We start from the raw sequence: 20,386 nt of genomic DNA on the forward strand, positions 1-20,386 counted from the left end.
GGGTGGGGGGTGTGGTGTTGTTGTGGGGGGGGGGGGGGGGGGGGGTGGGGGGGTTTTTTTTTTTTTTTTTTTTTTTGTTTGTTTTTTTTTTTTTTTTTTTTTTTTTGGGGGGGGGGGGGGGGGGGCCCCCCCCCCCAACCCTCAACCGGTGAGAGCGTTATTTGCTCTGGCCGGACTTCACTTCATCTTCGGTGTAGTAACCGGAGTCAACCAGGAGCTCCTGGATGTTGTCCGCGACCACGATGTCCGACTCCAGCAGGAAGGACGGGACGGTCTTCACACCGTTGTCGTAGGAATCGGTGTCGTTTGCGGTTGGTTCGCCGCCACCTGCGTAGGCCTTGACCGCTTCAACTGCCTGGGTGGCCAGCTTGCGGGTGTCCTTGAAGATGGTTGCGTACTGAACTCCGTCGTTGATCAGCTTCACCGAGGCGATTTCAGCATCCTGGCCGCTGAGGATCGGCAGGCCGCCGGCAATGTCCTTGCCGTAGCCGGCGTTGCTCAGCGCGGTGATGATGCCGCGGGAGATGCCGTCAAATGGCGAGAGCACCCCGTCAAGCTGGGTTTTGCCACCCTCGTAGTGAGCGGTCAGCAGGTCCTCCATGCGGCTCTGGGCTTCTTCCTGGCTCCAGCGCAGCGTCGCGGCCTGCTCGATGGTGGTCTGGCCCGACTTGACCACGAGGGTCTTGTCATCCAGGTACGGCTGCAGGGTGTCCATGGCGCCCTTCCAGAAGAAGTGCGCGTTGTTGTCATCCAGCGAACCGGCGAAGAGCTCGATGTTCAGCGGGCCCTTCTTGTCGGTTTTGTTGCCTTCGGCATCCAACAGTCCCAGGCCGGTCAGCAGCGAGGTTGCCTGCTGCACACCGACGTTGTAATTGTCGAAGGTGACGTAGAAGTCGACGTTTTCCGTGCCATTGATCAGACGGTCATAGGCGATGATCGGAATGTTCTGGTCTGCGGCAGCCTGCAGCTGGCTGGAGAGTGCGGTGCCGTCAATCGAGGCAACCACCAGGATGTCTGCACCCTTGGTGATCATCTGGTCGATCTGCTGCTGCTGGGTTGGAATGTCGTCGTTGGCGAACTGCAGGTCAACGGTGTAACCAGCCTCTTCCAGCTGCGACTTCACGGCGTCGCCATCGGCAATCCAGCGCTCCGAGGTCTCGGTGGGCATTGCCACGCCAACCTGGATGTCCTCCGGTGCGGTCGATTCGCCTTCTCCGGCGCCTGCACCACTGCCTGCCCCGCCACCGCCACAGGCAGCAAGCGCCGTGACCAATGCGACGGAACCGAGTGTTGCCGCAGCCTTGCGGGCCCAGTTATTCCATGCCATTCTTCCTCCTTGAAAAAAGTCCGCCTCACCCCAAATAGGACCCGGCTCACACTATGTTAGCGCTAACAAGGCGTTTGAGCCACCCTTCCTTACAAAATATTCGGCGGCACCGCGAAGCACTCAATGTGAGCCATGACATTACGCGTACTCTCGGCGGTTTTTCTACCCTTCAGGGCAGTTGTTACCGAAGCGTAATAATTAACTTGAGGCGTTGGCGCCCGGAAAAACCGGGCGCCACCTGTAATTTATTAGAAACCCTGAGCCAACCGGAGGTAGGTCTGGTTTACTCGAATTTGTTGGGCAAAATTGCGCCGGGTGGTCTCTTCATCGATCACCAGCAGCTCGGTGCCGGCGATCTCAGCGAAGATTTCAAACTCCTCGATCCCCGCCCCGGTGGACATCACGGTGTGATGGGCTCCGCCGGCGGCCAGCCACGACTCGGTGGAGGTGTTGAAGTCCGGGCGTGGGCGCCATACCGCGCGCGCCACCGGCAGGTGCGGCAGGTCTGCCGGAGGGGTCACCACGTCAACCACGTTGGCCGTCAGCCGGAAGCGTTCACGCATGTCAGCCATCGATACCACGACAGCTCCGGTGGTTTCATCCGCGTTGAATACCATCCGGACCGGATCCTCGCGGTCGCCAATACCCAGCGGATGAATCTCCACCCGCGGTTTCGCGGTGGTCAACGACGGGCAAATCTCCAGCATGTGAGCGCCCAGGATGAGCTCCGCGCCCGGGGTCAGGTCATAGGTGTAGTCCTCCATCAGCGAGGCGCCTCCGGGCAGCCCTGCGCCCATGACTTTGGCCGCGCGCACCAGCACCGCGGTTTTCCAGTCGCCCTCGGCGCCGAAACCGTACCCCTTGGCCATCAGCCGCTGCACGGCCAGGCCGGGCAGCTGGCGCAGCCCGCCGAGGTCCTCGAAGTTGGTGGTGAAGGCCCACGCGCCCGCCTGGCGCAGGAAGGATTCCAACGCAATCTCCTGAGCCGCGGCGTAGCGCAGCGATTCGTGGCGTTCGGCGCCGGCACGCAATTCTTCAACCACATCGTAGTCGTGCTCGTATTCGGCCACGAGCGCATCAACCTGCGCCGGATCAACCGCTGCCACCGCGTCCACCAGGTCGTTGACGGCCCAGGTGTTCACCGAAACGCCGAAACGGATCTCCGCCTCGGTTTTGTCCCCTTCGGTGACCGCCACGTTGCGCATGTTATCGCCAAAACGCACCAGGTTCAGGCCCTGCACCGCATCCCAGCCGGCCGCTCCGCGCACCCAGGTGCCCACCCGTTTGGCCACCGCCGGGTTGGACACGTGTCCTACCACGGTGGTGCGGGAGGCCCCCAGCCGGGTGGCCAGGTAGGCGTACTCGCGGTCGCCGTGGGCCGCCTGGTTCAGGTTCATGAAATCGAAGTCGATCGAGTCCCACGGCAGCTCGACATTTGCCTGGGTGTGCAGGTGCAGCAACGGCTTGTCCAGCGCCTTCAGCCCGTTAATCCACATCTTCGCGGGGCTGAAGGTATGCATCCAGGTGATCACACCCAGGACGTTGTCATCCGAGTTCGCCTCAAGCATGGCGCGGCGGATGGAGTCCGAATCCTTGAGCACCGGCTTCCACACAACCCGTGCGGGAACCTGCTCGGAGGAGTCCAGCGTCGCGGCAACTTCGGTGGACTGCTGCGCCACCTGGCGCAAGGTTTCCTCACCATAGAGGTCCTGGCTGCCGGTGAAGAACCAGATTTCCTTGGTGTCATAGGCCTTAGTCATGATGTCCTTACTGTCCGTAGACGTTCTGGTAGCGCTCGTAGAGCGAGTCGATATGGCTGGCGTCGATAGGTTTGGGTTCACCGAGCTGGCGGGAAATGTGGACGGTGCGGGCCACCTCTTCACACATCACCGCGGCCTTGACCGCGGCACGGGCGTCGGCGCCAATGGTGAACGGGCCGTGGTTTTTCATCAACACCGCCGGGCTGCGCGATTCGGACAGGGTGGCCACGATGCCGCGGCCAATCGAGTCATCGCCAATGATGGCGAAAGGGCCGACCGGGATCGGTCCTCCGAACTCGTCGGCCATCATGGTCAGCACACATGGGATTTCTTCCCCGCGGGCCGCCCACGCGGTGGCATAGGTGGAGTGGGTGTGCACCACCCCGCCCACGTGCGGCATGTGCTGGTAGGTGTAGGCATGGGCCGCGGTGTCAGAGGACGGCGCTCCGCTTCCATCGAGCAGCGCTCCGTCCAGGGTGCACACCACCATGGATTGCGCCGTCAGTTCGTCATAGGACACCCCGGAAGGTTTGATCACCAGCAGGTCGGCGCTGCCGTCGGGAACTTCGGGGTGGCGCACGCGCTGGGAGACGTTGCCGGCGGTCCACACCACCAGCTCATAGCGCGGCAATTCGGCGTGCAGGTCCGCGACGATCTGGCGCACACGCTGCACCTCGTCGACCATTGCCTGCGGATAATCCTGCAGGGTTCGGGGGGTACTCATAAAAACTCCTCTTAGATGGCTTGGGTTGCGGCACGCTGAACCGACAGGCCGTCGGCGTAGGAACGCAGGTAGCTGGTGTATCCGGCGACATCCGCAGGCTCCGGCGCCACCGTATGGGTTTCAGTGCCGGCAAAAACCTCGGTGGCCAGGAACTGCGCCAAGGTTTGCTCCGGGGTCTTCAAACAGGCCAGCCGGTAGGCGGCGAGCACGGCAATGCCCCATGCCCCGCCGTGCCCGGCCGAACTGCCCACGGCCACCGGAACATCCAGCGCCGCCGCCAGGAACCGTTGGGCCACCCCGGCGGTGCGGAAGATCCCGCCGTGGGCATACATTTTCTCGACCTTGACGTTTTCCGCGGTCAGCACCTGCATTCCCAGGCTCAGGGTGGCGAAAACACCGTAAATCTGGGTCCGCATCAGGTTGCCCAGGCTCAAGGTCGAATCCGGGGTGCGCAGAATCAGCGGACGTCCCTGATCCAGCCCGGTGACCGGTTCCCCGGACAGGTAGTTGTAGGCGAGCAGTCCCCCGCCGTCGGCCTGCCCGTCAAGGGCGGCGTTGAACAGGGTTGCGAACACGTCGTCATCGGTGGCGGTGGAGCCCAGCGCGGCGGCGAATTGGCTGAAGACCTGGGCCCAGGCGCCGAGTTCGCTGGCGCCGTTGTTGCAGTGCACCATGGCCACCGGGTCTCCGGCCGGGGTGGTGACCAGGTCAACCTCGTAATGCAGGGAGGCCAGCGGGGCATCGAGGACCACCATGGCAAATATGGAGGTGCCGGCCGAGACGTTGCCGGTGCGCGGTGCGGTTGAATTGGTGGCGACCATCCCGGTGCCCGCATCCCCCTCCGGCGGGCAGCATTCCGCGCCGGGCTGCAGGGTGCCGGTGGGGTCCAAGAATTTCGCTCCGGCCGCGCTGAGCCGCCCGGCATCTCCGCCGGCGGCCAGCACCTCGGGAAGCAGATCCAGGATGCCGGTTTCTGCGCCCTGGGCGGCGGCCAACTGGTCAAAACGCTGGGACAGCTGGAGGTCGTACCCGCCGGTGGAACTGTCGATGGGGAACATTCCCGACGCGTCGCCCACCCCCAGCACCCGGCGGCCGGTCAACAGCTCATGGACGTATCCAGCCAGGGTAGTCAGCTGCGCGATACGCGGGGTATGCGGCTCCTGATCCAGCAATGCCTGGTAGTAGTGGGCCACCGACCAGCGCAGCGGAATGTTCATCCCGAAGGCTTCGCTCAGCGCCGCGGAGGCCTGCCCGGTGGAGGTGTTGCGCCAGGTCCGGAACGGCACCAGCAGCTCGCCATCCGCGTCAAAGGCCAAATACCCGTGCATCATGGCGGAGACGCCAATCGCCGCGAATTTCTCCGGGCGCACCTGGTACCGGGTCGAAATATCCTGGAACAGGGCCGCGACGGCCTCTTGCACACCGGTTTTCACCGAATCCAACGAGTAGGTCCAGGTGCGGTCCACGTACTGGTTCTCCCAGTTGTGGCTGCCGCTGGCCAACTGCTCATTGCCCGAACCGATCAGGCTGGCCTTGATGTTGGTTGAGCCCAGCTCGATACCCAATACTGCGTGTCCGGCGGCGATCAGATCGCGCGCAGCGCCCTCGCTCGGCACAACTGCCATGGAAACTCCGTCCTCAGCCCCGATGCGGGGCAGCGTCTTTGCATCGTCAGACCCGGAAGGGGGTGGTGGGAACTGACGGGAACTTGGACTTAATGTTAGCGCTAACAAAATGAGATGCGCAATACATCACGGAGGATTCGATTTAACAGGAGCCGGTCGACTAGTGCGCGGGCGGCGGTGCGGTGCTCGCGCGGATCACCAGGGTCGGGGCCGTGACCCGCGGCAGCAACAGGTCGGCGGCCGGGCTGAGCAGCACGTTCAACGCGGCGTGCCCCACGTCCGCAAAGGGCTGGCGCACCGTGGTCAACGCCGGGATCAGGTAGTTGGACACCTGCAGGTCGTCAAAACCAACCACCGAGACATCCTGCGGCACTTTCAGGCCGGCTTCCCAGAAGGCGCGCAACACCCCGATGGCCAGATAGTCATTGGCCGCGAACACCGCGCTCACCTCCCCGGAACGCACCTGCTCCACCAGCCGCAGCCCGGTCTCGTAGCCGCTGGGCGAGAGCCAGGATTCTGCAGGAACCTCGATGGCCGGCGCCTTGGCGGCGGCCATCTGATCCTGCCAACCGATTTTTCGCTCCAACGCGTCGAACCATCCGGTGGGCCCGGAGACATGGGCGATCTTGCGATGCCCCAGGGCCAACAGGTGGCGGGTGGCTTGGCTGGCTCCCTCACGCTGATCCACGTACACATAACGCGCCGGGTCGCCTTCCGGGACTTGGGTCCGCGCCGCCACCACGACCACCGGCACCTTCAGGTCCGCGGCGTCAATGGCGTCGGTGATCTTCTCAAACGGAGCCACCACGACCACCCCGTCAACCCCCTGGTCGATCAGGTGGTTCAGGGCCGCCATGGAGGTGCGCACGTCGTAGCGGTCCAGGGCGGTCACGGTGACAAAGTAGCCGCGGCTGCGGGCGGCCGATTCAACGGCCAGCACCGTGGACTGCGGCCCGAAAAACTCGCTGCCGACGGTGAGGATGCCCACCGTGCTCGAATGGGAGGTGGCCAGGGTTCGCGCCGCCCTGTTGCGACGGTAGCTGAGCTGCTCAATGGCCTCCAAAACCCGCTCCCGGGTTCCCGGGCGGACGTTGGGGTGGTCGTTGAGCACACGGGACACGGTTTGATGCGAAACCCCAGCGACCGCGGCAACATCGGCCATCGACGGCGGGCGATGCGCCGGCGACCCGTCATTGGGCTGAGCAATATTCATACCCGTCATTATTGCAAACCATTTGGTTGGCAGTGGGCGAAAAAACACCCGCAGGCCTGCAGCCTGCGGGTGTTTTCCCAACTCAGGAAGGATCTTTATCAGAAACTTCACGATCGTGTTGCTCTTCTTCGGGTTGCCCCGGGTTCAACTCAGTGCTCTGAGCTCCCGGCGAGCCTGGGTGCAGGCATCTGGATCGCTCCGGTCTGGATCTTTTCAAAATCTTCCGTGGTCACCACGGGAATTTCGTAGCCATCCTTGTCGATCAGCTTGCCACCTTCAAAGTGGTCTCCGTCGATCAGGCCGCAGACTTCCTCTTCCTTCACCATGCGCGGCGGGGCCGCGGCGAAGACCGAGCTGTCCTTGGAGTTGCCCGACTTGAAGACGTTGAACAACAGGTTCAGCAGCACCGCCATGACGGCCGCCGAGGAGATCCCGGAGTGGAAAATGGTCTGGAACCAGACCGGGAAGCTCTCGTAGAACTCCGGCTTCACGATCGGCACGCAACCAAAGGCGATGGAAGCGGCCACGATCACCAGGTTCATGCCGTCGTACTTGACCTTGGACAGGGTCCGGATGCCGGAGGCCGCCACGGTGCCGAACAGCACGATGCCTGCGCCGCCGAGCACCGGGGTGGGGATCGCTGCGACCACCCGGCCGAGGATCGGCAGCAGGCCCAGGACGACCAGGATGCCGCCGCCAGCGGCAACCACAAAGCGGCTGGTGATACCGGTAATGGCGACCAGGCCGACGTTCTGCGCGAAGGCGGACTGGGTAAAGGTGTTGAAGATCGGGGCAACCGCGGAGGAAGCCATGTCTGCACGCAGGCCGTTGGCGATCCGCTTGGAGTCGACCTTGGTGTTGGCGATTTCTCCGACGGCCAGGATGTCAGCGGTGGTCTCGGTCAGGATTACGAGCACCACGATGGTCATCGAGATGATGCCGCCGATTTCAAAAATCGGCATTCCGAAAGCCAGCGGCTGCGGGAAGGCGAAGATGGCGCCGCTGCCGACCTTGGAGAAGTCGGCCATGCCCAGCAGCGCGGCCGCAACGGTGCCGATGACGATGGCCAGCAGGATCGACATCCGGGAGATCGCGGCGTTGCCGACCTTGGAAAGCAGCAACACCACCAGCAGCGTGCCGGCCGCCAGGCCGATGTTCGCCAAAGATCCGTAATCGTCGGCCTTGGCATCCCCGCCCATGGCCCAGTTGGCGGCCACGGGAGTCAGCGAGATGCCGATCATGGTGATCACGGTGCCGGTGACCACCGGCGGGAAAAAGCGGATGATCCGCGCAAAAAACGGAGCGATGAGGAAGCCAATGACCGCCGCCACAAGAACCGCGCCGAAGACCGCCTGGATGCCCCCGCCGCCGTTGACAATCGCCACCATGGTGGAGACCGACGCGAAGGACGTACCCTGAACCAGCGGAAGCTGCGCCCCGAAAAACGGAATGCCGATGGTCTGCAGGATGGTCGCCAGGCCGCCGATAAACAAGCAGCTGGCCACCAGAAGGCCAATATCCTCGGGTGAAATACCGGCCGCGCTGCCGATAATCAGTGGCGGTGCAATGATGCCGCCGTACATGGTCAAGACGTGCTGAAGACCATAGGCGAATGTTTTGCCCAGTGGTAACTTAGCATCTTCGGGACGGGTCCCTTTGATAGATTCATCTTGTGTAGCGCTCATGGCTGACCTCCTAAGTCAGTCGCTGCCAAGGGTGTGCCGATGTGTCCGCACCGGCACACCCCCGCCGCTTTTCAGTTAGATAAATGCTGGAATGTTTGCCCAGATTGGGTGCTTGGCCGCGCCGCCCTCACGGGTGACGGTGGCTTCAATCAGGCCGTATGGGCGGTCCGCCGCGAAGAACACCTCATTGGGGTTGTCCTGTCCGAAGACCTCGAGGTCAACCAGGAAGTGGTGCTTGTTCGGCAGCGAGAACTTGATCTCCGCGATCTGCGGGTTGGCTTCCAGGGCGGCCTTGCCCATCTCGAACATGGTGTGCTGCAGCGCCAGCGAGTGGGTGTTGGCGAACAGGGTCAGCAGCTGCTCACGCACCGAGGTGTACACCGCGTTGAAGTCGATGCCGGCTTCGATTGCGTCGGCGGTGTAGCGCCAGCGGGCGGTCACGTCGGTTGCCAGGATGCGGTCGCTGGTTTCCTTCAAGGTGGTGTAGCGGTCAACCGGGAAACCGTGGAATTCGGAGCCGGTGGACTTCAGGACCGTAAGGTCCTCCAGACCGGCAACGATGGACTTGGTGCCGTCTTCAGCGATTTCAAGCACCGCGGTGCGAACTTCGCTCTTGTTCTTGGAGAAGGCGTGGTCGTGGTCGTTGATCCGATCCCAGAAGTACTGCTGGGCAGCCCAGCGGCCGCCGGTGATCCATTCGAACTCGCCGGTGAAGTGGGTGCCGAGGCGAAGCAGGAATTCTTCCGGGCTGTTCACGCCGTCGCGGGCCAGGCCGTACACGGTGTTCTTCTGGGTGTCGGTGGGGACAACCAGTCCGTTGTCGCCTTCCAGGTGGGCCTTGGTGAAGTCGCCGTGCAGCTGGCTGGTGACGTTCAGGTCCTCGATCTGGTGGCGTGCGGTGTCGCGGGTGATCTTGACCAGGCGGACCTCGGCCTTGCCGTACTGGTTCTCGCCAAGGACGATATCGGTGGTTGCTGGGGCGGTGATTTCGGTAGTCATGGTTCTAACTTCCTCGGTACGTGGAATATGCAAACGGGCTGATAAGAAGAGGTACGTGGTAGTGCTCATCGACGTTATTGACGTAGAAGTCGATGGTGACCCCGGGGAAGAAGCTTTCCGTTCCCTGCTTCCCGAAGTAGTCCCCGATTTCGAATGAAACCCGGTAGTGGCCTACTTCTACCTGAGTCGGTCCAAGATTCTTGATGCGGCCGTCCGCATCGGTGATCCCGGATCCGATTTCTTGCCAGCCGGATGCCGTTTTGGCTTCCAGCGTGGCCTTGACACCGGAGGATGGCCTCCCGGTCCCGGTGTCGAGAATGTGGGTGGTGATGTGGCTGCGCTCGGCGCTGACATCTGCCATGTGTTCGTCTCCTGACTAGTAAGTCGGTCGGTGGAGGGAAAGTGGTCTGAAAATTAGTTTTTGACCGCGTCCTGCAGTCTCAGCAGGGCAATTTGGCGCAGCTGGTCGGCTACTTCGGCCAGCTCGGCCTCGTCGGTATTTTGCAGTCTTCGCTGGCACTCGGCGAGGATTTCTTCGCTGCTGCGGCCGGCGGCGCGGATGAGGAATACACGGTCAAAACGCTGCTCGTAGTCGCGGTTGGCTGCGGCGAGGCGTTCAAGGACCCCTGCGTCGAGGTTCAGTGATGCTTGTTCCGAACGGGACAGGGTTGCTTCCTGGCTATCTCCCCCGGCACGTTCACCGATGCGTGGGTGATGTGCCAGGGCGGCGCCAATTTCTTCGCGGTTGAAAGGCTTGGCGCTGCTGGTTGCAGACTCGGTGAGCTGCTCAAGAGAAGAGAAGGGGCGAGCGGAAACCAGCTCGGTGATCCAGCGCTCAACATCGATGCATGGACGCAGAACTTCGGCTGCTTCGACAGCGGAAACTTCATTGAAAACGCTTAAATGCATCGGGTGCTCAGCTCATTTCTAACTCAGGTGTTAACCCAGGGAGCTTTGGCTGAACACCCTTACCACCGAAAAGATTCGGCTTCGACTAGATGCTAGCTCCGTGGAACTTGTTCACCCACTGTAATCCACTTCACACCCCGCCCGTCAAGTCGAAAAGCAAAGATTTTTGGATAAGTCTGACTTTAGAGGTTTTTCCGCAGTGTGGATAAGTATTTTTGCCCGAACCTATTGCCTTCAAGCCCCCGCGTCCCGCATACTAGTTTCGTAAAGCAAAATAAAACTTCCACCATTCGGAAGTTGAATCACCCGAGGGAGGGTCGCAATGACCGCTATCAATCCAGCCAACATCAACTGCTCACCGGAGGGACAGCGCCTGGTCGCGGCCACCGAAGCGCTGCGCACCGGACTTTTCCAGCCAATCGAAAACCTGGATCCAGATATCGCTCCGCGAATTCGAATCACCACGCAGACCCCGAGCTTCTGGAGCAAACTCTTCGGCCGGTAGTCCCGCCCTTGCACCTCAAAGGTGCACCACACACTACGTAGAGACCATTCTCCTGAGGCGTCGGGCATGGTCTCTACGTTATTTAATGCCCGGTTTCCGGAGCCGTAAACCACATGCACCCGCCAGACAGGATTCCGAACCGTGAATCATGCCGGATGCGATGTTTTCCCTGCAGCTTGGGCGCGGCATCGCGGTTCTTAGCTCGCAGAATCCGCAAGATCCCTTCGGCTCCGCCAAAACGCTACCGGCAAGGCCTGACCTGTATTAGATTCTTTGACCCTCAAGCAGCTGCCCCCTGCCGGGCGTACCTGCAAAAGCCCCCATCCGAAGGTGAGGGCTTTTGAGGTATCAAGGTGACGGTCCAAGCCCGCGCCGTTTACACAATGACTATCCGCGATTGGACGGATCATCGACTGGTTGCACGTTCTTGGCTCGGTGTATCGCGCTTAAGGCATGCCCTGATGCAACTGCTGGAGATCCGGTTCAAAGGTCTCAGTATCAAGGACCATTTCATTCTTCCGGCAGGCGGCCATGAATTCTGCCAACTCCAGTGCACTGGTTGACGTTGCCGGTTGCGGAATTGTGGCAGCCTAGGAATGCGCCAGCAACTGAAGCGCAATCACCACCACGCCCACCAGGACCAGCACCAACATCAGCACCAGGGTGCGTCCCAGCCCCAGCTTGCTGCGCCGCAGCGACAGCCAAGCGAAAAATCCCAGCGCCGCGACAAGCATCCACTGGCCCCAGAGCAACGCGGTAGACGTAGTGAAGAGTCCCAGTGCACTCAGGCCCAACAAGACCAACGGACCGGCGATTGCCCCGGCCGCTCCCCAGGCCACACCCAGCAAATGGCGCATCTCGGCGCGAGTGGGCAGCGATGCGTGGGCGGTTGAATGAGAAATAACATCGGCAACCAGCCCGGCCAAGAGGATCGCGGCCACTGTCACCACCAGACTCAGCGCCGAGGCACCAGGTTGCGGATCATGGCTATGCAGGTTCATTCCCAACAGCACCGCCAACGCGGTAAAGGTGACATACACCCGCTCTTTAAGCCGGTCCGCCAGCTCCTGGGCAGATATATGCGTCTTGTGCCGGGTTTTACGGAAGCTGTTCATGATGTCCTTCGTTACGATTCCTGTTCTACCAGCGGTTCCCTTTATCTGATCAGCGGGCTGCCAAAGTCAAGGAATTCGGATTTTGCGGTGCTCGGCGCCGCAACCATTCCCACGATTGCATCCACCAGAAAATATCCAAGTTCTTCCCACGTCGCATCGCGCGACCCTGCTCCGACCTGGCGCTCGAATTCGGCGCAGATCCCCAGCATCATATGGCCCAGGATTCCAGAACGGGCGCGGAGCACCGAGGAAGGAATGTTTTTCAGCTCGGGCCGGGTGCGGGCGGCCAAATCGGAGAGCAGCTCGTCATTGTGCAGCATCTGCAACCCCAGTTGGGATAACTCGGGATAACTGCGCACCTGATAAAGGAACTGCGCCCGGCACGGAGGGGATGGTTGGGCTGCCAGATAGTAGATCCAGGGAAGCACCCGATGGGTTACCACCTCACGCAGCCCGCCCTGAAGATCCTCGGTTGCCGGCAGCTGGGCGCGAAATTCTGAGGCTTCCGTCATGATCCGGTGAATCAAAGCGGTGAGCAAGTCGTCACGTGTCCCGAAGTGGTATTTGATGGCCGAATGGTTGGCCGTGCCGGCGTGTTCGGTGATCTTGCGGTTCGACACTCCGTCGATCCCATGAACAGCAAACAGCTCTTGAGCCGCATCCATCAGCACCTCACGTGCCTTATCACTCTGCCTGCTCACGTCCACACACCCCGATTCGTTCCACCAACTGCTCCGCTCGCCAAGTCTATCGTCAGCATCCTCACAGCAATTTTACGCCACGTGGCGTAAATTGGTTGATAGACTTCAACAAAGACGGTTTGTCGCCGCTTTCCATCCAGTCAGCGCCAAGGAGCACTACAGCGTGAGCAATCACAGCACCGACCCCGGACCCCAGGTTCAATCCAGACGTAAAACCAGAGGCCAACAGGAGGCCACCAGTCCTGCAGAGGCCGCAGCCAAGCGTGCCCGAGCAGAGAAAATCGGCCGTACCGTAGCAGTTTTCATCATGCCGCTGATGATTGTGGGCATGATGATCTGGGGTTATCTCGGGGCAATGCACCACCAAGAAGCCAAAAACATGCCGGTAGCAATTGCCGCCGCGCAGGCTTCGGATGCCCAAGATCTTGTTGAGGCGCTGAACTCAACCCAGGCGGACGCCGTGGACCTCACGGTGGTGGATTCCTCCCGCGAAGCCCGCGACATGGTTTACGACCGCGAGGCCACCGCGGCGGTTTTCCTCAACGGAGAAAACGCCACCCTCTACACCGCCAGCGCGGCCGGCATGTCCGCCAAAACCGCCATCACCTCGGTGCTCACCCCGGTCATTATGTCTGAAAGGTTGAATCTCACCACCGAGGATGTCGCGCAGCTGCCAGAACACGATTCGATGGGCATGGGTGCCATGCTGTTGGCCACCGCCATGATCACCGCGGGCTACATGCCGTGGTCGCTGGCCTTCTCCAACTCCCCCGAGCTGCTCAAGCGTCGTCGTGCATTTCCGCTGCTCGGCGGCTGGTCGGTGCTGCTTTCCGGGTTGGGCATCCTGATCGGCGGGCCGATCCTCGGTGTTGTCCAGGGCGCCCAGATCCTCCCGGCCTGGGGTGCCCTGGCCTTGGGTGTTTTCGCGGTCGGCGCCGGGCAGCTGCTGCTGACCCGCATCATCGGCCCGATGGCCGTGATCCCCGGAATGTTTTTATTTATGGTGCTCGGACAGCCGGCCTCCAATATGGGTATGTCCGTCTACACCCTGCCAAAAATCTTCCCGTTCCTCCACCAGTTCCTCCCGATGCCGGCCCTGGGCGAAACGATGCGTTCAATCCTCTACTTTGACGGCGATGGGGCCGGGATTCACATTCTGATCCTCGCCGGCGGCGCTGTTGTTGCCCTGCTGGCGATTACCTTGATCGATAAATTGCGCACCGCCAAGGGCAAAAGCCCAACTCCCACCCAGATTAACGTCGCCTCCCTGCACGGCGGGCCGCGGCCTCGCAACCGGGCCTGGCGCTACATCACCCTGGCCGCCGTGCCATTCGGCATGATCGCCATCATGCTCACCGCGATGCTCGGTGCCATGCAGGACCCCACCCCGCGCAACATGCCCGTCGCGGTGGTTGGCTCCACCCTAGAACAGGCTCAGGGAACGGTTGATTCGCTGAACGAGTCGATGGAGGGAATGTTCGAGTTCAGTGCCATGGACGACGCAGCCGATGCGCAATATCTGGTCGAATCCCAGCAGCTGACCGGAGCCTTTGTGCTTCCAAGCCAGGACAACCCGCAGGCCGTGCTCTACACCGCGCAGGCCTCCGGCACCGCGGCCGCGCAAACGGTCGTCGGCGTCTTCACCCAGATCGCGCAGGGCCAACAGCTGGAGCTGGACCACCAGGAATTAGCGGCCCTCCCGGCGAATGACAACATGGGTACGGTCTCCATGTACCTGGGGATGGGGTGGATCATGGCTGGGTTTATGCTCATCATGGTTGCCGGCACCGCCGCACCGCATCTGATGCCGCTGAAAAACCTGCTCCCCTTGGCCGCCGGTTATGCGGCATTTATGTCTACGGTGCTGTATCTGATCGCCGGGCCGTTCACCGGTGCGGTCCACGGGCACTTCTGGGTCTTGTGGGGCACCGGGGTTCTCACCATTTTCTCGGTGGCGATGCTCACCACGGTCTTCAACCGATTGCTTGGCATGGTCTGCCTGATCCCCACCATGATCCTCGTGATGTTTTTGGGTGTGCCGTCCTCCAACGGAGCGCTGTCCATCTACATGGAACCGGAGATCTTCACCGTATTGCACGGGATCTTGCCAATGCCCGCGGCTGTGGAGTCAATCCGCGCAATCCTCTACTTTGGCGGGACGGGGGTTGGCTCCCACGTGATCACACTGTCCATTTGGGCGCTGGCCAGCCTTGCCGTGACGTTGGTAATCGACCAGCTCAAGCCGGTGCGCACCGAATCCTATCCGATCTCGGAAGCGGAATTGGCCGCGTTGCAGGGGCGCAAACTGCAGGACAAGGCGCAGCAGGCAGCTCTGGCTGCCAATGAAATTGATGCCGAAGCTCAGGAGTTAGCCGAACAGGCGGCCCTGGAGAATCAGGAATCAGCCAAACTCAACGCCAGCGTTTAGACCCAGAACCGGCGGGCAGCCTACTTGGCTGCCCGCCGGTTTAGGTTAATACCAGCTGCGCCATCAGCGGCACCACAAGCACCGCCAGCACGCAGGTCGCCACGATAGCTACTGCCGTTGGTTCACCGTCTCCGGTATCGTTTTGCGCCATGATGTAGGCGGTGGCGGAAGTTGGCATGGCGGCCATGAGGACCGCCGCATTAACCCAGAGCGGGTCCAGATCCGGTGCCAGCACCCGCAACAGCAACACGGTCAGCAGCGGGAAAGCCACCAGCTTTCCCACCACCATGATTCCCAGACTCAGCTTCGCGGCCCTTGCCGGGGCAGAGCCGGCCGCCCCGGTCCGGCGCTCAGCGCGGCGTGCGTTGGAGCGTTGGATGGTGCGACGCAACGACATGCCAATGACGAATAATGCACCCGGGGCCGCGGCTGCGGACAGCAGATCCACGGTGTCATTCAGCGGTTGCGGTACCGGAACGGCGAAAATCACCACCGCGCCACCGAGCACCATGGCCCAGGTGACCGGGCTGTACACCAGGGCGTTGCGCACGGTCCGAGCCAGGCGCGCGGCGCTGGGTTTTTGTCCGCTGGTACCGCTGGCGGGGAGCGCAAGCTGGGCCAGGATGGGGAAGCCCACCATAAAAATCACATTGTGAACCAGCTGCCCCATTCCCGCGGCAAAACCGGCCTGCGGACCCAAAACACCAAGAACCACAGGAATACCCAGATAAGAGACGTTGCCGAAACTGGTGGATAACATTCCCGCCAGCGCCCTGGCCCGGTCTACCCGCACCAGGTAGCGGAACACCGCCCAGCAGCACAGGGCGAAAACCAGCGCGGCGAGCGTGGACACCCAGATAAAATCCACCGGCACCCCGGCGCTGACATCTGCCTGCGCAACCACCTTGTACAGCAGGGCCGGCAGCGCCACATAAAACACAAAAACATTCAGCGCCGGCTCTACCCCATCGGGGAACCGCGGCGCAAAGCTGACGCAGAATCCGATGAGCATCACCAGGAAGAGTGGCAGCACGCCAAACAGCACGTCGAGGAACACACAACTCCTTTGGGAATTATCGTCAAAAGGAAAAGACGACACTTCCACGGTAGTTGCACTGCGCGACTATGACTCAATCGGTCAGCTGGCGCAGGGCCTTGATCACGCAATATAACGGGCCCGGTTGGCGGCGCACCGCACCGCTTCCTAGGATGGGAACACGCCTCGTCATGACCCATCTCAATTTTCAGGAGCATTGATGACCACCGAATCGCACCCAACCCAGGCTTCGCGCACCATCGTGATCACCGGCGCAGGTTCTGGCATCGGCCGGGCCACTGCGCAGCTGTTGCTGTCCCAGGGCTGGAATGTGGTGTTGGCCGGGCGTACCGAGGCGACCTTGCTCGACACCGCTCAGGGACAGCCGCAGGCACTGGTGGTTCCCACCGATGTCACGGATCCAGCCGCGGTCGATTCCCTGTTTGCACGGGCCGCCGAACGTTTCGGCTCCGTGCAGGTGTTGTTTAACAACGCCGGGGTTTTCGGGCCAGCGGTGGCAATTGATGGGCTTTCCCCGCAGGACTGGGACGAGGTGTGCCGGATCAATCTCACCGGCGCCATCAATGCGGCCCGCGCGGCATTTATCCACTTCAAGGACAACGGCGGCGGGCGCATCATCAACAACGGGTCCATCTCCGCACAGGTGCCACGGGTGAATTCGGTAGCCTACTCGGTGACCAAACATGCAATCGCCGGGTTAACCAAATCGCTTGAACTGGATGGACGCCCCTACCAAATCCGAGCCACCCAGCTGGATATTGGAAATACCGCTAGTGATCTCTTGGATGAGTTTGAGGCAGGGACCGGTGCCTTGCAGCCCAGCGGCCACCGGCTCATCGAACCGACCTTCCCCTTGGCAGAGGCAGCCGCGGCGGTCTCCTACCTGGCCGCGGTGCCGCTGAGCGCCTCGGTTAACCAGTTCACCATCACCGCCGGCGGCATGCCGTACATCGGCCGGGGGTGATGGTGAACGGGGTGTTTTAGCCCTGGGCCACTGCGACGGCCCGCGCCTGGGCCACCACCTGGGCGTAGGCCTTGGCACTGGGCTTCGGGGTGCGTTCCAGGGTCTGCCGGTCGACTTCTAACAACCCGAGTTTGGGTCCGTAGCCGAAAATCCACTCGAAGTTATCCATGAGGGTCCAGTGGCAGTAGCCGAGCACCGGGGTGCCGGCGGCAATCTGTTGTTCCAAGGCCGCGAGGGACTGCGGGATGAACTCCGCCCGGATCTTGTCATCATCAATCTGGATTCCGTGTTCGGTCACCAACACGGGTACCCCTGATACCTCGTGGGCGTACCGGACCGCGCCGGCGAGCGCTGTCGGGTCCACCGCGGACCCCATGCCGTTGAGTAGCCCTTCTTGCTGGATTTCCCCGTCGGGGCCATGCAGGAATGACTCGTAGTTCTGCACCCCGATAAAGTCGTCATCCCGGGCCACCTCAAGCCAGTGGTCATACACCGCGGCACGGCGGGCATCCCTGCGGGCTTCTCCCCCGGGAACCGCCCGGTCGTCCCCAATGGCGATGGAAATTCCCACCGGCAGGTCTGAGCGTTGGGCCTTGATGGCCGATTTGGCCATGCGGTGCGCCACGGTGAATGCCTCTTGGAATTCTCCTTGGACATTCGAGGGGATCACGTTGGAGGCATAGTAGGTGTCGGTTCCGGCCGCCTGCGCGGCGGCCTGCAGCATCTGCCTCTTGATGGTCTCGGCTTCCGGCGGGAGTTTCCCGCCGGCCTGCAAAAGCTGTTCCAGATTTGGTTCATTGATGGTCACTGCCGCGGTGAGCCGATCGCCCACGCGTTGCATGACCCGGTCCACCTGCTCGGCGAAAAGCTGCGCCGAGTCTTTGGCCAGCCACGATCCGGCGGCTGAGAACCAGTGCGGGGCGGCGAAATGATTAAACGTCGCCAGCGGTGCCAATCCGCGCTCAAGGGCCGCGTCAACCACGGCTTCATAGTGGTCCAGCTCCTTGCTGATCACCGTTCCGCGTTCGGGTTCGATGCGGGCCCATTCGATGGAGAAGCGGAAGGCGTTCAGGCCCAGCTGCGCCACCTGGTCCAGGTCGGATTCATAACGGTCATAGGCTTCGCAGGCGCGTCCGGATGGCTCGCTGAACAGGGTTGGCTGAACATTTTCAAGGAACCAAATGTCGCTGTGTTTGTTGTTTCCTTCGTTCTGGTGGCCGGCGGTGGCAACACCCCACAGGAAATTATCTGGATAGTGGCTCATGAAAAGCCCTTTCGGTTTGAGAAAGCGTGGATTGGCTTGGGTGGCGTGGTGCTGCCTAGCGGGTGCCGCGCACAAAGAGGATGGCGAACCCACCGAGGATGCTGGCCAACGCTCCGGTGAGGAACAGGGCAGAGAAGTTCGGGCCCGTTGCACCGGCCCCGAGGGCCAGCAGGAATGGCGCGACAACGGAGACGATGGTGACTGGAAGGTTATCGGCGATCTTCAAGATGCCCAGATCCTTGGCCGGGTTCGTTTTATCCGGAAGGATCTGTGTGGCCAGTACCAGTTCCACGGCGAAGTAGACGCCTTGGCCCAGGCCGACCACGGTGCAGGCAACCAGGTACATAGGCAGATTCGGTGCCATGGAAGCCAGCACCAGGCCGATCCCCAGGATCACCGCGGCAGCCAGGATAAATGGTTTGCGCATTCCCAACCGGTCGCTGATTCTGCCGATCACCGGGGCGACCAGCATGGTGATGCCGGCGTTCAAAACCACGGTCAGCAGGATGGCGGTTCCCAGTGAGGCTGGTTCCAGGTGCAAACGCTGGAGCATGTAAATGGCCTGGTATCCGTTGAGCGCGGCGACGCCGGAGAAAACAAGCATGCGGGAGGTAAACACCCAGGCAAAGGCGCTATGCCGGATCGGGTTGACCCAAAAAATTCCAAGCAATTCACTGCGAGTTGCACGCGGGCGAATCTCCGCGCGCTGCGGGTCCTTGACCATGAACACCAGGCAGAGCAGGGAGAGAACTGCCAGTACGGTGGGGATGCCGACCAAGGGAAGCAGCTGATCCCCGAAAGGCACCGCAACCGCCATGCCGAACAGGGCGCCAACCGGTGTTCCCATGCTCAACAGCGCCGTGGCCGGACCGCGGCCGTCTTCTGGCAGCTGGTCGGTGAGCAACGCAATGAGGGTTACGCTGGCGCTGACAAATCCGAGGGTGATCATCAGGTGAGCTGCGACAAACACTGGCACATTCTGCGCCATCACCAGCAGCACCCCGCCGATCACAAATGCGAGCGCCGCCAGCAGCAAGTACGGCCGGCGTCGGCCCCAGCGTGAGCGCGAACGGTCGCTGAGCGCACCAACCAGCGGCAGGGCAACCAGGGTGAGGATTCCGGCCACCGCACTGGAAATGGAGATGGTGGTGGTTGCCGTTGCGGCATTGAGCTCGGTGGCTTTCAACGTGAGGGTGAGCAGGGCGGCTGACATTTGCGCAGCACCTGCACCCACCATGGCAAGCACTAGGAAAAAGACCAGTCCCCGGCGCGGTTGACGCGGGGTTTCAGCTGGTGAAGTAGCGAATTCGGGGACTGGTCCGCCGGCCGCAGCGGGGACGGATTCCCGCTGAGTTGGGTGTGTCATGGTGAGGCTTCCTTAACCTGTGGGCCCGCAGCAATGGGCCGAATGAACACCGAAGAATTCCCGGGCAGTCGGTGGTGCAGATCACTGTAACACGAAAACATGAAGGGTTGCATGTTTTCGTGTGATCGCTGATACAGTTCAGGTATGACAGGCACCAGAGGCGCATACCGCAAAACCGCACAACGACGCGAGCAGATCCTCGATGCGGCGTTCACACTTTTTGCGAAAAACGGTTACACCGCAAGCTCCGTGAACGAGATTGCACGGATGGTGGGCATCAGCCAGACCGGCGTGCTCCACCATTTCGCCGGCGGCAAACTTGCGCTGCTCACGGCCGTCCTCCAACAACGGGACGCCCTGGCCGAAGAGAACCTGCGCGGGAAAACCGGCCGCGACTTCTTGGCTACCCTGGTCGAAATCTCCCGCATCCAAGCAACCCAACGCGGCGTGGTCCAGCTCTACAGAAACCTCTCCACCGAGGCAGTCGACCCGGAACACCCCGCCCATGAATATTTTCGCGACCGCTTGAGCCGGATCGCGGACGCCGTCACCCAAGCTTTCACCGAGGTTCTGGAGCAAGACGGCCTCACCCCTGGGACCGAACCCCGCGAGGCCTCCCTGAGCACCCTGGCCATGACCGAAGGCCTGGAAGCCCTGTGGCTGCAGGGCATGGATGTTGATATGGCCGAGGGCATTCGCCTGTTCATCAACGGCTACCTGACTCGCGCCCTCTAACCAGCGCTT

The 20,386-nt window shown here is 61.7% G+C and carries 18 protein-coding genes; 4 read left to right on the forward strand and 14 right to left on the reverse strand.

Going from position 1 to position 20,386, the window contains the following annotated elements; genetic code table 11:
• Positions 1 to 157: 157 nt before the first annotated feature.
• The 9 genes from chvE to uraD all read right to left on the reverse strand — a co-directional run bounded on the left by chvE (position 158) and on the right by uraD (position 10,242).
• On the reverse strand, positions 158 to 1,327 hold the full coding sequence (gene chvE / locus ACIOWL_RS20325) for a multiple monosaccharide ABC transporter substrate-binding protein (protein ID WP_400389520.1): 1,170 nt from the start codon (positions 1,325 to 1,327) through the stop codon (positions 158 to 160).
• Positions 1,328 to 1,575: 248 nt separating this feature from the next.
• Positions 1,576 to 3,087, reverse strand: a complete 1,512-nt coding sequence (gene araA / locus ACIOWL_RS20330) for an L-arabinose isomerase (protein WP_400389523.1) — start codon at positions 3,085 to 3,087, stop codon at positions 1,576 to 1,578.
• Positions 3,088 to 3,094: 7 nt separating this feature from the next.
• Positions 3,095 to 3,811: an L-ribulose-5-phosphate 4-epimerase gene (locus ACIOWL_RS20335; protein ID WP_400389526.1), complete on the reverse strand. Its 717-nt coding sequence runs from the start codon at positions 3,809 to 3,811 to the stop codon at positions 3,095 to 3,097.
• Between the two features lie 11 nt (positions 3,812 to 3,822).
• The gene (locus tag ACIOWL_RS20340; RefSeq protein ID WP_400389529.1) at positions 3,823 to 5,436 is read right to left on the reverse strand and encodes a xylulokinase; all 1,614 of its coding nucleotides are present in this window, start codon (positions 5,434 to 5,436) and stop codon (positions 3,823 to 3,825) included.
• Between the two features lie 160 nt (positions 5,437 to 5,596).
• Positions 5,597 to 6,649, reverse strand: a complete 1,053-nt coding sequence (locus ACIOWL_RS20345; RefSeq protein ID WP_400389532.1) for a LacI family DNA-binding transcriptional regulator — start codon at positions 6,647 to 6,649, stop codon at positions 5,597 to 5,599.
• A gap of 149 nt (positions 6,650 to 6,798) precedes the next feature.
• Positions 6,799 to 8,334, reverse strand: a complete 1,536-nt coding sequence (locus ACIOWL_RS20350) for a nucleobase:cation symporter-2 family protein (protein WP_400389535.1) — start codon at positions 8,332 to 8,334, stop codon at positions 6,799 to 6,801.
• A gap of 75 nt (positions 8,335 to 8,409) precedes the next feature.
• Positions 8,410 to 9,333: a factor-independent urate hydroxylase gene (gene pucL, locus ACIOWL_RS20355; protein ID WP_400389538.1), complete on the reverse strand. Its 924-nt coding sequence runs from the start codon at positions 9,331 to 9,333 to the stop codon at positions 8,410 to 8,412.
• A gap of 4 nt (positions 9,334 to 9,337) precedes the next feature.
• Positions 9,338 to 9,694 (reverse strand): hydroxyisourate hydrolase, encoded by a 357-nt coding sequence (gene uraH / locus ACIOWL_RS20360; protein WP_400389541.1) that lies wholly within the window; start codon positions 9,692 to 9,694, stop codon positions 9,338 to 9,340.
• A 53-nt stretch (positions 9,695 to 9,747) separates the two neighbouring features.
• Positions 9,748 to 10,242: a 2-oxo-4-hydroxy-4-carboxy-5-ureidoimidazoline decarboxylase gene (gene uraD / locus ACIOWL_RS20365; RefSeq protein ID WP_400389543.1), complete on the reverse strand. Its 495-nt coding sequence runs from the start codon at positions 10,240 to 10,242 to the stop codon at positions 9,748 to 9,750.
• Between the two features lie 322 nt (positions 10,243 to 10,564).
• Here uraD and ACIOWL_RS20370 point away from each other — a divergent pair, with 322 nt between their 5' ends.
• Positions 10,565 to 10,747, forward strand: coding sequence for a hypothetical protein (locus tag ACIOWL_RS20370; RefSeq protein ID WP_400389546.1), 183 nt, complete (start codon positions 10,565 to 10,567; stop codon positions 10,745 to 10,747).
• Positions 10,748 to 11,337: 590 nt separating this feature from the next.
• On the opposite strand, the gene ACIOWL_RS20375 is transcribed toward ACIOWL_RS20370, so the two are convergent.
• Positions 11,338 to 11,862 carry a hypothetical protein gene (locus ACIOWL_RS20375; protein ID WP_400389549.1) on the reverse strand — a complete coding sequence of 175 codons (525 nt, stop codon included), beginning with the start codon at positions 11,860 to 11,862 and terminating at the stop codon, positions 11,338 to 11,340.
• A gap of 41 nt (positions 11,863 to 11,903) precedes the next feature.
• Positions 11,904 to 12,563 (reverse strand): TetR/AcrR family transcriptional regulator, encoded by a 660-nt coding sequence (locus ACIOWL_RS20380; RefSeq protein ID WP_400389552.1) that lies wholly within the window; start codon positions 12,561 to 12,563, stop codon positions 11,904 to 11,906.
• Positions 12,564 to 12,726: 163 nt separating this feature from the next.
• On the opposite strand from ACIOWL_RS20380, the gene ACIOWL_RS20385 reads away from it, so the two are divergent.
• A complete protein-coding gene (locus ACIOWL_RS20385) occupies positions 12,727 to 14,991 on the forward strand; it encodes an ABC transporter permease (RefSeq protein ID WP_400389554.1) in 2,265 nt (754 codons plus the stop codon).
• 40 nt (positions 14,992 to 15,031) lie between these two features.
• Here the strand turns inward: ACIOWL_RS20385 and ACIOWL_RS20390 are convergent, their stop codons facing one another.
• Positions 15,032 to 16,048: an AEC family transporter gene (locus ACIOWL_RS20390; protein ID WP_400389557.1), complete on the reverse strand. Its 1,017-nt coding sequence runs from the start codon at positions 16,046 to 16,048 to the stop codon at positions 15,032 to 15,034.
• A 199-nt stretch (positions 16,049 to 16,247) separates the two neighbouring features.
• Between ACIOWL_RS20390 and ACIOWL_RS20395 the strand changes: the two genes are divergently transcribed.
• Complete coding sequence (locus ACIOWL_RS20395; RefSeq protein WP_400389560.1) at positions 16,248 to 17,012, forward strand: SDR family oxidoreductase; 765 nt, start codon at positions 16,248 to 16,250, stop codon at positions 17,010 to 17,012.
• 16 nt (positions 17,013 to 17,028) lie between these two features.
• Here the strand turns inward: ACIOWL_RS20395 and ACIOWL_RS20400 are convergent, their stop codons facing one another.
• The gene (locus ACIOWL_RS20400) at positions 17,029 to 18,276 is read right to left on the reverse strand and encodes a family 1 glycosylhydrolase (RefSeq protein ID WP_400389563.1); all 1,248 of its coding nucleotides are present in this window, start codon (positions 18,274 to 18,276) and stop codon (positions 17,029 to 17,031) included.
• A 55-nt stretch (positions 18,277 to 18,331) separates the two neighbouring features.
• Positions 18,332 to 19,642 carry an MFS transporter gene (locus ACIOWL_RS20405; RefSeq protein ID WP_400389567.1) on the reverse strand — a complete coding sequence of 437 codons (1,311 nt, stop codon included), beginning with the start codon at positions 19,640 to 19,642 and terminating at the stop codon, positions 18,332 to 18,334.
• A 144-nt stretch (positions 19,643 to 19,786) separates the two neighbouring features.
• On the opposite strand from ACIOWL_RS20405, the gene ACIOWL_RS20410 reads away from it, so the two are divergent.
• Complete coding sequence (locus ACIOWL_RS20410) at positions 19,787 to 20,377, forward strand: TetR/AcrR family transcriptional regulator (protein WP_400389570.1); 591 nt, start codon at positions 19,787 to 19,789, stop codon at positions 20,375 to 20,377.
• The last annotated feature ends 9 nt before the right edge of the window (positions 20,378 to 20,386 follow it).

The sequence above is a fragment of the Glutamicibacter sp. NPDC087344 genome (assembly GCF_044744225.1).
Classification (GTDB): Bacteria; Actinomycetota; Actinomycetes; order Actinomycetales; family Micrococcaceae; genus Glutamicibacter.